The 17,428-nt window shown below is 45.3% G+C and carries 7 protein-coding genes; all 7 read left to right on the forward strand.

What is annotated here, in order from left to right; genetic code table 11:
- Positions 1–43 precede the first annotated feature (43 nt).
- The gene (locus ACT89M_RS13255; protein ID WP_154889421.1) at positions 44–469 is read left to right on the forward strand and encodes a cupredoxin domain-containing protein; all 426 of its coding nucleotides are present in this window, start codon (positions 44–46) and stop codon (positions 467–469) included.
- A 147-nt stretch (positions 470–616) separates the two neighbouring features.
- On the forward strand, positions 617–1,639 hold the full coding sequence (locus ACT89M_RS13260; RefSeq protein ID WP_154889591.1) for an SDR family oxidoreductase: 1,023 nt from the start codon (positions 617–619) through the stop codon (positions 1,637–1,639).
- A gap of 176 nt (positions 1,640–1,815) precedes the next feature.
- Positions 1,816–9,306, forward strand: coding sequence for a fibronectin type III domain-containing protein (locus tag ACT89M_RS13265; RefSeq protein WP_154889419.1), 7,491 nt, complete (start codon positions 1,816–1,818; stop codon positions 9,304–9,306).
- 57 nt (positions 9,307–9,363) lie between these two features.
- Positions 9,364–10,074 carry a trehalose operon repressor gene (gene treR, locus ACT89M_RS13270; RefSeq protein WP_154889417.1) on the forward strand — a complete coding sequence of 237 codons (711 nt, stop codon included), beginning with the start codon at positions 9,364–9,366 and terminating at the stop codon, positions 10,072–10,074.
- Positions 10,075–10,310: 236 nt separating this feature from the next.
- On the forward strand, positions 10,311–13,634 hold the full coding sequence (locus tag ACT89M_RS13275; protein ID WP_308721876.1) for a DUF5107 domain-containing protein: 3,324 nt from the start codon (positions 10,311–10,313) through the stop codon (positions 13,632–13,634).
- A 61-nt stretch (positions 13,635–13,695) separates the two neighbouring features.
- Positions 13,696–16,071, forward strand: coding sequence for a beta-galactosidase (locus ACT89M_RS13280; protein WP_308721875.1), 2,376 nt, complete (start codon positions 13,696–13,698; stop codon positions 16,069–16,071).
- A 354-nt stretch (positions 16,072–16,425) separates the two neighbouring features.
- Positions 16,426–17,361, forward strand: coding sequence for a glycoside hydrolase family 5 protein (locus ACT89M_RS13285; RefSeq protein ID WP_308722019.1), 936 nt, complete (start codon positions 16,426–16,428; stop codon positions 17,359–17,361).
- Positions 17,362–17,428 lie beyond the last annotated feature (67 nt).

Genomic DNA, 17,428 nt, shown 5'->3' on the forward strand with positions numbered 1-17,428 from the left:
CACTAACGAATGAAGATGGGACAACGGAATAAGGAGTGTGTATATGAATAACTGGTTTAAAAAAGCGTGGCCGTTCTTAACTCTGGGCGTGGCTGTAGTTGCTCTGCTCGGTGGATTTTTTGTATATTTCATGGGTAAGGACGTATCCCCGGGATCAGGCGGTTCAGTAACAGCAAAGATCGAGACACCGGAGGATTTGAAAGGATATGAGGTCATTAATGTGAACGTGAGCAACGATGGATTTGAGCCGAATGTCATTGAGGTGAAATCTGGAGTGCCTACGAAAATTAATTTCATCCTGACCCGAAGCGTGACACATGTCAAATCTGTCGCTGCAGAGAAGTTAGGCATGGATCTTTATATGCAAAAGGGAGATAACTACTACACGGTCGATCAGAACGTCGCCCCAGGAGAATACGAGCTTCACTGCGGGATGTACATGATCTATGGTACGATTAAGGTTATTTAAAGAGTCAGCGTAACGGATAGGGAATGTACGCCAGATATCATTAGTTCAACTCATACAGAGGAGCAGAGTTCGTTCAACCGGACTTTGCTCCTTTTTGGCCTGCATGATATCATGAACGGGGAACATAATCGATCTGGAGGTGCAGCAATGAAAGCGCTATTTATCGGAGGGACAGGCACAATAAGTACAGCGATTACCGAGATGCTTGCCAAGCAAGGCTGTGAATTGTATTTGATGAATCGCGGCAATCATAATGACAATTTGCCTGCAGGAGTCAAGGTTCTTCAAGCCGACATTAATGACGAAAAACGGGTAGCCGATCTGATTGCCGATTTACAATTTGATGTCGTTGCGGACTTTATTGCTTTTGTACCCGCTCAGCTGGAGAGAGATTATCGTTTGTTTCAAGGCAAGACCAAGCAGTTCATTTTTATAAGCTCCGCATCGGCCTATCAAACGCCGCTGTCGGATTACAGAATTACCGAAGGAACGCCATTATCCAATCCATTCTGGGAATACTCCCGAAATAAAATTGCGTGTGAAGACTACCTGATGAAATTATATCGGGATGAAGGTTTTCCCGTGACCATAGTTCGTCCAAGCCATACTTACGGGGATAAGTCCGTACCGCTTGGTGTACATGGTGAGAAGGGAAGTTGGCAGGTTCTAAAGCGTATGCTTGAAAATAAACCAGTGATCATTCACGGTGACGGCACTTCGTTATGGACGATTACACACAACACCGATTTTGCCAAAGGCTTTATCGGCTTAATGGGCAACATCCACGCCATCGGTGAGGCTGTACATATCACCTCGGATGAGTCTGTCACATGGAATCAGATTCATGAAATCATTGCTGATGTACTCGGGGTCAAGTTACATGCGGTTCATGTGCCATCGGATTTTTTGGCGGCTAGCAGTGATTTGGATTTCAGGGGTGGTTTGCTTGGAGATAAGGCCAACACGGTTGTTTTTGACAACAGCAAACTGAAACGACTGGTTCCTGAATTTGTAGCTACAACAAGGGCGGATCAGGGTATTCGCAGCACGATTGAGCATATTCTGGAGCACCCGGAATTACAGATGGAGGACCCTGAATTCGATCAATGGTGTGACCTTGTTGTCAGCACATTGGACGAGGCGTTGCTTAAAATCAGAGATGGAAAGTAAAACTCGATAGAGAATGACTTTTTATACACGTTCCCATTCCAGGTATTTACATTCGATTTCCGAATCGTTATAATCAATAAAAAAATAACACTTTAGGGGAGGCACCCCAACTCAGGACATTGTTCCTTGGTTGGGGTGCCTCCTTTTTTTGTGTGCACAAAAAGGAGAGCAAGGTATTGAAAAACTCAAGAAAACGGTTGAAAAAGCAAGCGGAGCAAATGTCTAAAGTGATGCTGGCGTTTGCATTATTGTCGCCTCAGTCATTAATACCTGAATGGAGCCAAGCGGGCACGGCAATGGCAGCAACGGTAGAGAATATTGGGGTGGTATCCGATACAGCCTCATTAAAGGCGGTACAATCCTCCAAAGTGAAAGTGGAGATGAACAGTGATGGAAAATACCGAATCGTATTACTACCAAATACGAACGTTTTTTACGGAGGTGACACCGGTAATGTATCGACAATTATTGACCATCATGGCACAGCAATCAATTTCAAATCATTGCCGCTGAATTATTATCGAATTAACAACAATGTCATCGAGATGTCCAGACAAAAAGACAATGTAGAGTATATTTTGCGAGTCTCCATCGTAAATGCGACATCTCAAGGCGGATATATGAAGGTGGAACTGGAAGCGATAAATCGAAGCGGCTCAGCGCTGAATCTCGGGGGGACTTTTTATTGGGATACGATGGTGAACGGCAACGATGCTTCTCCTTTTGAAGTCATTCAGAACGGGTGGCGCAATTATAGCGGAGGCGTACAGGTGACGGCTTTTTATGCCAACACGTACAACGTCGTTAATGCTGACCGTGTATTCATGGGACAATATCAAAGCCCGGATAGTGCCCAGTTGACAGGGGGCTCAGCTCCATCAGCCTATACACCTGGACAGATCGTGAATGCGAGTGATACTGCAGCTCAGTTCTGGTGGGACGCGAGATCAACGGCTAATCAGGGATCACGGAAATTTTCAACCATTGTAGGCATTGGGCCACAAAACGTTCCGCCTTCTTTTACATTAACAGCACCTGCATCAGGTCAAACGTATTACAAAGGGGAACAGTTGCAGATTTCAGGTACAACACGGGATAACGACGCAGGCGATCTGTTAACGGTCAAGTGGTCCATTGACGGCGGGCCTGAGAATGTTCTGACGCAAATAACGGCAACAGGTTCGAACCAGGCTTTTAACACCAGTTATACCTTGCCCGATACATTGCCGGACGGATCTCATTACTTGCAAGTATGGGTTATGGACGATAAGGGCGGAGTATCCTCCGCGGGAACAGTTAACTTCTTGGTCAGAAGTTTTGTCGTACCCGGAACTCCGACGTATACCCTGGTGAATAATAATGATCTGACGGTGAACTGGGATAAAAGAGTAAATGATGCTTCTGTAACGTATGAACTGAAAAATATGACAACGAATCAGACCTACGATACAGGAACATCCAACACGAGACAGCTGACGGGTCTAACACCCAATACAAGTTATTCGTTTGCCGTACGCGCGAAAAATTCAAGCGGTGCTTATACGGGCTACTCAGCTACATCCTCCAAATACACACTTGCGAATCCACCTGCGGATGTTGCTGCTTCACAAATCGGAAATAACGTAACAGCCAGCTGGACTACAAACGGTAATCCTGCCGGTACCAGATACAAAACGGAAATCCGCAATGTGAATGGACAAGTGCTTCAATCATCAACGACGACTTCTACCTCGATGACTACAGCCTTAACAGGAATGGAGGATGGACGTTATGAACTGTATGTAGCAGCTTTGAATGCTGAAGGTATTCAGACAGCCTTTGTCTTGGCAGGGCAGATTATGAAAGATACAACCGGACCTTCTGCTCCTTCCATTACCCTCACCCCTTCAACGTGGACAAAAGAAGAGGTTCTTGTCACGGTTGAAGCGGGGACTGATCAATGGAGTGGAACACAGAAGACGGAAGTGAAGATTGGCCTCAATGGTGAATGGAGAGAATATACCGGGCCATTCACTATGAACGATGAGGGAAGTACAACAATCACAGTACGGAGCGTGGATGCATTCGGGAACTTGGGTCAGGAAAGCCGTGTGACTGCACGAGTTGACCGGACGGCTCCAACCCCGCCGTTGATTTCCTTGAATCCAGCGGAATGGACGAAGGAATCGGTTGTCGTTACCTTGACGGAAGGTACGGATGATGCAAGTGGTATCGCCTTAACACAATATAGAGTTGGTGAGAGTACGCAATGGATCGATTACAAAACACCGTTCATTCTGAAAGATGAGGGCGTAACCGAAATTTACGCACGCAGTATAGATCGAGCTTCGAACGTAAGTGCATTGACGTCAACCGTTGCCCGAATTGACAAAACAGCACCTGAACAACCTGTGATCCAATTAAGCGAAGCCGACTGGACGAGAGAGGATGTATCTTTTGTCATTACAAGTGGTACAGATGAAGGAAGCGGGACAAGCAAAACGCAGTATCGGTTAACAGAGCATGGGCCTTGGTTAGATTATTTAGGTGAGGTCACGATTAAAGATGAAGGTGAAACCGTAGTTTATGCTCGTACATTTGACCGAGTAGGCAATGTAAGTATGTTGGCGCAAGCCACGGCTCGGATCGACAAGACGGCTCCGACAGAACCGGAGATCTCGTTGAGCCAATCCGGCTGGAGTAAAGAAGCTGTACAGTTTACGATCGCTGGAAGTGTGGATGATAGAGAAATTACATATGAATATCGATTGGAAAATGAGCCATATACGACCGGAAATAAAGGTACGGTCAATACAGATGGAGCAACTGTAATCTATGCTCGGGCCAAGGATGCAGTCGGTAATGTGAGCAGAGAAGTCAGCAGGACGGTGTATGTGGATAAAACTCTACCGAATATTAGCTTTACTCCTGAGGGAGCGGCTTGGACTGATGAAAATATAACGGCTACCGTACAATTCGCAGACAGCCATTCCGGCATAGATGGAACACAACGTTTCTATCAGATTACAGCTCAGGCAGAAGCTCAAGGAGACTGGCTGGAGGCTGAATCCGATCAGCAGAGCATATCCATATCGTCTGAAGGTACTTGGTACATCTACGCCAAGACCGCTGACAGAGCAGGCAATACCGTTCAGGTGACATCTTCTCCTTATCGAATTCAACGGAAGCCTAATCAACCAACTCAAGTCCAGAGGAGTACGGTTGGTGAAACATCGGTAACACTAACAGCTGATTTACCTTCAGGTGAAACTTACACTTCAGGTTACCAATATGAAATCAAAAATAGAACGACCGGGCAATCCTGGACACTGCAATATCCGAACAATAGTCTAGTTAATGACACATTGAGCGGAGGGCGAGTTTATGAGTATGAAGTGAGAGCAAGAAATCATACGGGTGTAAGTGAGCCGGCGATTGTGAGTGTTTTAACTTTACCGCCATCTCCAACTGAGATGCGCATACAAAAAGTGGACGCAGAGCCAAGTCTGGCTAAAGTAGACTTTGATCACGTACAAGGAGCCACAGCATATCGGGTGACGGCTACGGATTCTAACGGAAGAATCGTTTTTGAACAAACCATCACTGATCCGGAAAGTCTTCCTTACATTAGCAATCTTGCTCCCGGAATGGTTCATACGATATCTGTTACGCCTATGAATGCGAGTGGTGCTGGTGCAAGTTGTGTAGCCGCATTTATGAGTCTACCTGCCGCTCCGGGTGAGTTCACAGCAGTGCAGATTCGTGAGCATGATATCTCCATGACGTGGGAGTCCGTAACATCGGCTACGTATTATGCACTTGCACGTAACGGAGATATGATTTACGAGGGAGGGGAACTCTCCTACAAGGATGCTGGACTTGAAAGTGGAACAGATTACAGTTATACCGTTGTTGCAGAAAATGAAACAGGCTCAGGTCCTTATGCGAGTTTACCATTGCTAAGAACGTTGCCTGCGCAGGTGGCGGGTTTACACGTCACGGATGCCTCGCACTCAAGTTTGCATCTGAACTGGGAAGCCGTTCGTGGAGCAGAAGCTTATGAGGTATGGAGTAATGGAGAGAAAGTGGGCGAGATTACAGCTGACAAGAATGCATGGACACTGACAAATCTGAATCCGGGATCGGCGTACCAACTGGAAGTTCGGGCGGTAAACAGAGCTGGGCATGGAATGAGTAGTTCAATAACGGGACTAACTATTCCCAAAAGTCCAATAGGACTTCACGTTGTAAGGGCTACGGAACAGGGAGCGACGTTGAGCTGGGAAGCTGTGGCTGGAGCAGACAAATACCGCGTGACCATTGATGGGCAAACATACGAGATGTCGGGTACAGAGCTGACTGTTAAGCACCTGTCAGGTAGCAATCTGTATACGTATGAAGTGCAAGCAGGGAATGCTGCGGGGTATAGTGAGGGCGTAACGAGCACTGTTCTGACGCTGCCAAGGAGGCCGGAAGGATTACAGGTCAGCTTAACGGAAGAAACGCAGATCGGTATTCGCTGGCAAGCTGTTCCTACAGCAGAGATGTATATCGTTATGATTAATGGTGTAGAGACAGGCAGAACGTCCGATATCGAATATAGGGCGGAGGGATTGTTACCCGGCCAAGAATACACGTTGCAGGTGCAAGCGGTAAACGCAGCGGGTGCTGGTGCACAAGCAGAGCTTGTGCGATTGTCCAAACCTCGTCGTCCAACGAACATTACGATGCAACCAGATGTACATGTCACCCGTTTGTCATGGTCTGCCGTTCCGGGAGCTTCTGAATATGTCATATTGCAAGAGGATAAAGAAGTATACAGAGGCATGGATACAGATGCCGTAATTACAGGGCTTGAAGCTGGGCGATGGCATCATTATAGGCTATTTGCGGTCAACAGGCAGTCCTCCCGTTCTGAAGCAGCAGAAGTATCGTTTCTGACTTTGCCGATTAAACCGGAGAAGGTGGATGTACGTGACGTAACCGAGAATGGGCTTTCACTCGATTTTACTGATACGGGTGTACGTGGAGCTGATCAATATATCATTGAACGTAATGGGCGAGAAGTGGCTCGTATGGAAGCAAGTGAAACTCAGTTTGTAGAAGAACATTTGAAACCGGGCACAATGTACACTTACGTTATCCGTGCAGTGAATGCAAGCGGTACCGGTGCACCGTTGACGATCAGAACGATGACACAAACGCTACCGCTCACAACAGACACGATTGAAGTGATTTCAGGAACCTATTCACAAGACATAAGCTGGGAAGCGGTCACTGGGGCTGTTGCCTATGAAATTCGAAACCAGGCCACAGGTGAGGTCACAAGTGTATCTGAGCCTCATGCACATCTCGTGAGTATGGAGGACGGCACGGTGTATCGATTAGAAATTGTGGCTGTAAATGAGCAGGGACAGCGCTCCAAACCTGTTCAGATTGAAACGTTAACGAAGCCTTTAGCGCCGCAGACTGTCAGTGTAGATCAGTTCACAGATCGGTCAGTCAAGCTGGATTTATCAGAAATTTCTGTTCGAGGTGTGGAGCAATTTATCATTCGGCGGGATGATGTCGAGATTGCCAGAATTTCTGCAAATCAGACAGATCAAAAGCAGTTTGAAGACAGTGGGCTCGTCCCTGGAGAGCGCTATACTTATTCCATTCATACATTTAATACATCGGGCGAGAGTGAAACCGGATTTAATCTTGATGTGAAAACCTTGCCAGCAACGGTGGATGAAGTGTTGAGTGCACAAGAGATTGGGGAAGAAGATGCAGTACTGGTCTGGCCTAAGGTACAGGGGGCAGAAGGCTACATTGTTCGCATTAATGATGAGGAAGTTACTAGATTAGATGACGCGAACACGACTGAGTTCAGGTTAACGAACATGAGTAGTGCGGACGTGTACGACAAAATTAAAGTCATTCCGATCAACTCGGCAGGAGAAGGCGCCGCAATTGTGGTTGCCCCCTTTTATACATTGCCACGCATTGATTCGCTCGATATGAGAGTCTTTCCAGAATCTGATCATATCAAACTGGAGTGGGACTTTTCCTATCCTAACGAAACGTTTGTGATTGTATTGGATGGTGTGGAGCGATATCGGGGACGGAATCAAGAATATGTAGTTGATGGACTGGAGGCGGGTAAACAATATCAGCTTGAGGTATACACGGAAAATGGTGAGCAGACTGCATCGGACAAAAGAAGCTATTCCCTCTTAACCAAGCCGGGTTCCCCGATAAAAGTTGCATATAAAGCCACCAAGGATCAAGTACATCTTCTATTGGAAGAAACACGTGCGGCTGGTGCCGAGCAGTTTTCAATTGAAAGGAATGGTCTGGAGATTGCCCGTATTAACGCCAAGGAGACAAGGTATGAAGATACGGATCTTGAGCCCGGAACACGATACAACTATGTTATTCGAGCGATCAACGCTTCGGGCACAAGTGATGACGGATTTATGCTGCAAGCTGTGACTTTACCTGGTCAGTTAAATGTACCGCCAATTGTGCAGGACCGTTCCGTATCTGGTGCGACGCTGGTTTGGGAACTTGTACCCGGTGCAGAGGGTTATCGGATTTATCAAAATAAAGAAGTAGTCGAAACAACAGCTGAAACGTCACTTCAAATCTCCGGATTGACTAGTGCTGCAAAATATGATGATTTTAGTATTATTCCTTATAATGAGGCCGGTGAAGGTGAAGGCATGAAGGTGCCGGAGTTTGAAACGCTACCCTCGTTGCTTGAATCGATTACAGCCACCGCAAAAGGGCCTGATCATATCCTGCTTACGTGGAGATTGGAAACCCAAAATGAGATTGTTGTAATTGCTTATAAGGATCAGGAGATTTATCGCGGTCAAAAGCGAGAATATGTCTGGAAAGGCTTAGATGCAGAACGTCATTACGAGATTTCAGCGTGGACGGAAAATACGGCTGGTGAGGCAAGTGAGAAGAAAAGCGCAGCAGCAGTAACCATTTCGGTTCCAGTAGTTTCATCGAACGGTGGAAGTGCAGGAAATAACACCAGTACCAATGATAATGATTACAAGGACAAGAATGAGGAAAAAGATAAGGATACAACGAATACTCAGCCTGGAGGAATAACAAGTAGGCGAGTTGCTTTTTTAGATATTGACCAAACGTTTAATAAAGACCAGATTACTTGGCTTGCTGAGCACAATATTATACAGGGGGTAAGCTCAACGCGTTACGAACCGCGTCGCCCCATTACTCGAGCAGAGTTTACAGCACTTATTGTGCGTTTAATGAGGCTGGATATCTCGTTGAAACCATCACATGTTTTTCAGGATGTGAATGACACGGATTGGTTTGCACCTGAGATCAACACAGCAGCCGAGCGTGATGTTGTACAAGGTATGGGGAATGGAAAATTTGCTCCACATGCTCTGGTGACTCGCGAGCAAGCCTCCAAAATTATAGCCAATGTGGTTCATCAGATTAGAAGCGAGCCGATCACCTCACATAAGACATTCACTGACCAGGTCGATGTCTCCAACTGGGCCAGGGAGGAGGTCGCGGAGTTAGCAGGTATTTATATGATTAACGGATACGAGGACGGCAGTTTCCGCCCATTACAAGCGTTGAGTAGAGCTGAAGCGGCCGCGTTAATATTCCGTTTGAATAAACTGATGCAGGTTATTGCCAGCGACGCAGATTCCCTTTGAACTGGTTTTAATGTTATGATTGGTTTCAAAAAAGGTAATGAATTATGGTGATGAAAAATGAATAATAAATTTATCCGAATATACGAAGATATCGCTGGACGTATTCGGAACGGAGACATTGAAGCGGGCACACTGCTTCAATCAGAACTGGATTTATCAGAACGATATCAAACATCCAGAGAAACGATACGTAAAGCACTGAAAATGCTATATGAAGAAGGTTATATTCAGAAGATTCAAGGTAAGGGTTCCATTGTACTGGATATCCGTAAAATTGATTTTCCCGTGTCAGGTCTCGTTAGCTTTAAGGAGCTCGCACAAAAGATGGGACACCGCGCACAAACGGTTGTGAAGCTGTTTGAGGAACAAGGGATTGATCAGACGCTCAGCCAAAAGACCAGCTTTGGTCTGAATGAACAAGTGTGGCAGATCAATCGTGTTCGCATTGTGGATGGAGAACATGTCATTCTGGACAAAGACTACATCAGTCAGCGCTTAATTCCGGGGCTGAACCAGGAAATCTGTAATGACTCCATCTATGAGTATATTGAACAGAAGCTTGGGCTATCGATTTCTTATGCCAAGAAAGAAATTTTGGTGGAGGAGCCTACGGCTGAGGATCGCGAGTTACTTGATCTTGACGGTTTTCACAATGTTGTTGTCGTGAGAAGTCAGGTGTATTTAGAAGATACTAGTCAGTTCCAGTATACGGAATCACGGCATCGACCGGACAAGTTCACATTTGTGGACTTTGCCAGACGTAAGTAAACGGGGTAGAAAGGTAGAATATATGTAATGCGAATTCAGTAATTGAACCCATAACCTAATGTCGACAAGAAAAGAGTATCAGGTCACTGTAATCAGAGGTGATCGGGTACTCTTTTTGCCATGCAGCATTCCAGTCATGATCCGAAGATCGTCCATCAATAACCGTTAAATGTCAATGTCAGTCTCGCTTATCTAAGCGTATGATCATTCTATCTCGAAGCAAGGAGTGAGCGAATATGGAATTGAAGCAGGTTAGTGCAGAGACGTCCGTTCGGATCTGGGAAGAGAATAGAGACATTCCAACCTATAGCACAGGTAAACCCGATAAAAATCCAATGTTTCTTGAAAAACGAATCTATCAGGGCAGTTCGGGCAAGGTATATCCTTATCCCGTCATTGATCGAATCGAGAATGAGGCGAAACTGCAATCGTATCGATTGATTATTCTTGAAAACGAATATGTCCGCATTGAGATCATGCCAGAACTCGGTGGCCGTATCTATCGTGCGCAGGATCTGACAAACCAGTATGATTTCGTCTATTACAACCGAGTGATCAAACCTGCTTTGGTTGGTCTTGCAGGGCCTTGGATATCAGGAGGGATTGAATTCAACTGGCCACAACACCATAGGCCAAACACATTTGGCAAAGTAGATTGTGCGCATAGTAGCAATAAGGACGGGAGCGCTACTGTATGGGTGAGTGAGATCGATCGGATGTACGGTACCAAGGTGACGACGGGTTTTACTTTGTATCCCGGGAGAGCTTACCTGGAGATTCATTCCCAAGTATATAATCGGACAAGTGAACCCCAGACGTTTCTATGGTGGGCTAATCCAGCGGTCGCTGTGAACGATGATACGCAATCTGTGTTTCCACCAGATGTAAACGCCGTACTGGATCATGGTAAACGTGATGTTTCCCGATTTCCCATTGCTACAGGAACGTATTATAAGATGGATTATTCGGAGGGGGTGGATATTTCGCGGTACAAGAATATTCCGGTTCCTACTTCCTACATGGCATACAAGTCCGAATATAACTTTGTAGGTGGATATGATCATTGTTTACAGGCAGGTCTGTTACATGTTGCCAATCATCATATCTCTCCAGGCAAGAAACAATGGACCTGGGGTAATGGGGATTTCGGCAAAGCATGGGACAGGCAATTGACGGATGAAGATGGGCCGTATATTGAACTGATGACAGGCATTTTTACGGATAATCAGCCTGATTTTAGTTGGCTACAGCCATATGAAAGCAAGTCTTTTACTCAATATTTCATGCCTTACAAAGATGTCGGTGTAGTAAAAAATGCAACGATTGACGCAGCGGTTAATCTGGCGCTGGATAAGCAGACGGGAACGGCCAAGATTCTGGTTTACGCGACAGCTAATTATGAGAAAGTCTCTATTAAAGTAAAGGGTGCTGCAGGGAATTATTTTGAAGACATATGCGATATCTCGCCAACACAATCTTATACAGGTACATTCCCATGGAATGAAGAGGAAGAGTGGCATCAATTAAAACTGAGTGTATGTACAAAAGAGGGAAGAGTACTTGTGGCGTATCAGCCAGAACAGACGCGCATTCAGGAAGTTCCTGATCCTGCGAAGCCGCTACCGCTCCCCTCAGAGATCCAGACCAACGAACAGCTCTATCTCGCAGGTCTTCATCTGGAGCAGTATCGTCATGCAACCTATGAACCGGAATTATATTATCTAGAAGGACTGAAACGTGATCGGACTGATATCCGCTTGAACGTTGCATATGGGACTTTACTCTTACGAAGATGCCTATTTCAGGAGGCAGAGACTCATTTTAGACAGGCCGTTCAGTCCCTCACATGGAAAAACACCAATCCGTATGATAGTGAGGCTTATTACCAGCTTGGTTTGAGTTTGAAGCTTCAAGGAAAGATGAAAGAAGCCTATGATGCAATATATAAATCCGTTTGGTCGGCACAGTTTCAGGATATCGGATATTTCACTCTCGCCCAGATTGATGTAGCTCAGGATCGGTATGCACAGGCACTCGAACACATTGAATGTGCGCTAATTCGGAACAGTAGAAATCTCAAAGCACGTCACTTGAAGACATCATTGCTTCGAAAAACGGGGTGTAACTCACAAGCCATTTCGTTTGCTCGTGAAACACTGGATATAGACCCGATGGAATATGGCACGGCATATGAACTGATGTTATTGTCTGCTGAGCAGGCGAAGGAATATTTCTTGCGGATGATGAGCGGGGATGTTCACAATTACTTGCACTTGGCTGCAGATTATGCAGAGAGTGGCATGTGGGAGGAAGCACGAAGTGTACTTTCCTCAATAGAATCCGATTTGACTAGACCATACCCGATGCTTGGTTATGCTCAGGCATATCTGTATCGGCAGTTGGATCAACTGGATCAGGCATCTCAATGTCAGGCACAGGCGAGTGCCGCAGAGACGGAGTATTGTTTTCCGAATACACCGTTCGAATGCATGATTCTTCAAGATGCGCTTGAAGCGGACCCAGAGGATGCACATGCACATTATTATATGGGTAACTGGCTCTACGACCACAAACGTTACGAGGATGCGATAAACCACTGGGAGATGTCTTGTAAGATAAACCCGGCCTTCCCTACGGTACACCGAAATCTAGGTCTGGCTTATTACAACAAGAAGAATCAGCCTGATAAAGCGTTGACTTCGCTGGAGGAAGCATTTCGGCTGGAGCCGCAGGATGCCCGTGTATTCTACGAGTTGGATCAATTACAGAAGAAGCTTGGATGCCCTCCAGCAGAACGATTGCAGCGGTTTGAGGCTCACATGGAGCTGGTACATCAACGGGATGACTTATACATCGAGTGGGTTACGTTGTTGAATATGTTAAGTCATCATCAGGAGGCTTACAATGCACTGCAAACAAGAACATTTCATCCATGGGAGGGCGGAGAAGGTAAAGTTACGGGTCAGTATGTGACGGCTCTGACGGAACTTGCTAAGCAGAAACTCACGGAAAAGCATACAGAAGAAGCTATAGAATTGTTGCTTCGGGCTCAGAAGTATCCTGAAAATCTGGGGGAAGGCAAGCTTGCGGGCAGTGCAGACAATGCACTTTATTATGTTCTGGGCTGTGCATATGAACAGATGCAGCAGACTGTTGCCGCTGAAGAGAGCTTCCGCAGAGCTTGCACAGGTTTGCATGAACCAGCAAGTGCGATGTTTTATAACGACCAGCCACCAGAATCTATATTTTATCAGGGACTTGTCTGGAAGAAACTGGGCGATATCAAGGAAACAAACAGACGTTTTAACAAACTGATTGATTACGCCGAACGGCATATGCATGACTCCATTCAGATCGATTATTTTGCCGTATCTTTGCCAGACTTCCTTGTATTCGATGATGATCTGGATCAGCGAAATAAAGAGCACTGCCATTATATGCGGGCTTTAGGCCTCCTCGGTCTGGGTAAGAAACAGGAAGCTTCACAGGAATTGCAACGAGTGCTGGAAAACAATGCAAATCATCAGCAGGCATTTTTACTTTTGGCAAAAGGGATTTAAATTGGATTTTCACATCGTGACATCCTGCCTATTCTATTGAAGAAAGAGTTGATCTCCCTAAATGAAAGATAAGATAAACGCCGATATGTGTAAGCACATCAACGAACCAGACGACAAGTTTTGTTCACATCGTTGTATTCGCTTCACATTGGAAGCCGAGGATAAACTGATCCAACCGGGCCACATGGAAGGCTATGGAGGTTACAACACGCGCGGAGAGTCCTATGATTTCACTAATTTTTATATGATGCATAATGATAAACCGTATATTCCGGTCGTCGGGGAATTTCATTTCTCAAGATTTGTCTATCTTCAATGGGAAGAAGAATTGTTGAAGATGAAAGCAGGGGGAGTGCATGTCGTAGCATCCTATATCTTTTGGAATTTTCATGAGGAGCAGGAGGGAGAGTTTAATTGGTCGGGTAACTTGAATTTGCGGCAGTTTGTGGAGTTATGTGGTAAACATGAGCTGGCTTTAATTCTTCGGATTGGTCCGTTCTGTCACGGAGAAGTTCGGAATGGCGGTTTGCCGGATTGGCTGTTCAACTATGCATTTGAGGTCCGTTCTAATGACGAAGGGTATTTATTCTATGCGAAACGGTTATATCAGGAGATTACTCGTCAGATTGAAGGCTGTTTTTATCAAGATGGCGGGCCGATCATCGGTATCCAGCTGGAGAATGAATATATGCATGCTGGTGCGCCAATGGATTCGTGGGGTTATTCGCAGGATAAATATATCTCTTCAGGACGTGATGGAAAAGAACATATGGAGCTGCTTCGCCGTATTGCGGAACAAGCGGGTATGAAACCGATGTTTTACACGGCGACTGCTTGGGGGAAAGCGGCAGTTCCCGCTCATGGTACGCTACCAATGCTTGCAGGATATGCTTATACCCCTTGGGTACCTAATCAGCCACCTAGCGGGGAGTATCTGTTTCGTGACTTGCATCTAAATCCTGCAGAAGAAGTGGATTATGATAGTAAACACTACCCAGCGGCCTATTGCGAACTTGCCGGCGGAATGCAGGTTAGTTATCATGCCCGCCCTGTGGTCGATGCAGACAGTGTAGAGGCGATGACTATTGTTAAGCTGGCGAATGGTAGCAATATGGTGGGTTATTATATGTATCACGGAGGTTCCAATCCCATTGGTCGCAAAACGTACATGAACGAACGAGGATTACCGAAGGTGACGTACGACTATCAAGCACCCCTTGGAGAGTTTGGACGTATCGGAGAATCGTATGATCGAATCCGAAGTTTGTCCATGTTCTTGGAAGCATATGGGGAGCAGTTGGCACCGATGGGGTGTGTCATTTCTGAGGATCAGTTGACTATTGCGCCAGAAAATACGTTGGATCTGCGTTGGTCGGTCCGCCAGCGGTCAGGAGCAGGATTTCTTTTTATAAATAACTATCAGGATCATATTCATATGCCGGCGCGTGACATTCGACTGGAGCTTCTTACCTCTCAAGGAAATGCGATGTTTCCCTATGAAGAGGGCACCATGCAATTGAATTCTGGCAAAGCAGTAATCCTGCCTTTTCATCTGGATCTCGGGGAGATAAAGCTTATAAGTGCTACGGTTCAACCTTTGACTAAATTTCTGGTAAAAGAGGAGCTTACGGCTGTCTTTTATGCTCATGAAGGCATGACTCCCGAATATGTAATTGATGCATCCTCTGTAGCAAGTGTGCAAATGACAGCAGGTACAGTCCGTGAACAGGATGGGAAGTACGTCCTTCATCCGGTGGCTGGCAAAAATGATGGCTTTAGTGTTAGCACGATGGATGGGAAAGTGATTCGTATCGTTACGTTAACGCGTGAGGAAGCCTTGCAAAGTTATCTTTTTGAACTAGGTGGAGAAAAAAGATTGGTGATCAGTAGCAGTCATATATACCAACAAAATGAGCAGTTGATAAGCACGTCTGTTGGACAGAGTGAGATCGAGGTTTCCATATATCCTGCACCTGAGAGGATAACGGCCCCTGAATATACAATCATCTCCCGGATGCAGCAGCAACAGTGGTTTGTAACCTATACTTTGCAGGTATGTGTATATCAGCCGGAAGTGGAGATCAATTATCCGAAAGAGCATGCAGCTTCTTTAAAAATAAATACGTGCTGGCCTGAACAGGTTCATGACCTGTTTGTGGAGATTGATTATGAAGGGGATGTGGCGGCAGCCTACATTCATCAACAGTTATTGACGGATCATATCCAGTATGGTCACACTTGGAACATTGGACTGAAGCAATCCCGGCATTTATTACATGACCACGCTCTGAGATTATTAATAACACCTCTTCGTAAGGGAAAGACAGAACATTTTGTGAATCAAGCGTATGTGGAGAGGTTCCACGGTGTAGAAGTAGGCAGCTTTCAGCAGATTCGAATTGTACCGCATTACCGAGTGGCTCTAAAGTTTTCCTGAGTGTGTTCCAAAGACTTTTACTCTGTCCGTATGGAGTAAAAGTCTTTTTATTGTTCAAACAAAAACCTGAAAATGGAAAAAACAATTGACTGGTAAGCGTTTTCATTTTAAGATAAATATATTACTTTAACGATAAGTTTATTTAGGCAGTATTTTTTTTAATTTGAAAACTTTATATTGATTCTGCTTCTAAAGTTAATTTGAAAAGATTTTGTTCAGCGAAGGTGCAAATACGCTCATGGTTTTGATTCGCTTTGTTAGTGCAAAGTGAATTAAAATAAAAACATAACAGGAGGTTTCAAACGAATGGTCAATCTGAAGAAATGTACGATCTTTACGTTGATTGCTGCGCTCATGTTCATGGCTCTGGGGAGTGTTACGCCCAAGGCAACTGCTGCATCCGGTTTTTATGTAAGCGGGAACAAGTTATATGACTCGACGGGCAAGCCTTTTGTCATGAGGGGAATCAATCACGGCCATTCCTGGTTTAAAAACGATCTGAATACAGCCATACCTGCTATTGCGAAAACAGGCGCCAACACAGTACGAATTGTTCTCTCGAATGGAACACTGTACACCAAAGATGATCTGAATTCAGTTAAAAACATAATCAATCTGGTCAATCAGAATAAGATGATCGCCGTGCTTGAAGTGCATGATGCAACAGGCAAAGACGATTATAACTCGCTGGATGCAGCCGTGAATTACTGGATCAGCATCAAAGAAGCGTTGATTGGCAAGGAAGATCGAGTGATCGTTAATATCGCCAACGAATGGTATGGAACCTGGAACGGCAGCGCTTGGGCAGACGGTTACAAAAAGGCTATTCCGAAGCTCAGAAACGCAGGCATCAAAAATACGTTGATTGTGGATGCTGCAGGCTGGGGTCAATATCCACAATCGATTGTCGATTATGGTCAAAGCGTATTCGCAACAGATACGCTCAAAAATACAGTGTTTTCCATTCATATGTATGAATATGCGGGTAAGGATGCGGCAACGGTGAAAGCTAATATGGAGAATGTGCTGAACAAAGGACTTGCAGTAATCATTGGTGAGTTCGGTGGATATCACACAAATGGTGATGTGGATGAATATGCCATTATGAGATATGGACAAGAGAAGGGTGTAGGCTGGCTTGCATGGTCATGGTACGGCAACAGTTCCGGTCTGGGTTATCTGGATCTGGCTACCGGTCCGAACGGAAGTCTTACAAGTTATGGCAATACGGTAGTTAATGACACATACGGAATCAAAAATACGTCCCAAAAAGCAGGGATATTTCAATAGATAACAAATTTAATGAAAAAATAAAACAAAATGTGATCGGCAAAGAACAGGACAAAGCATGAACTAT

This window comes from Paenibacillus sp. NN59, from assembly GCF_057597225.1.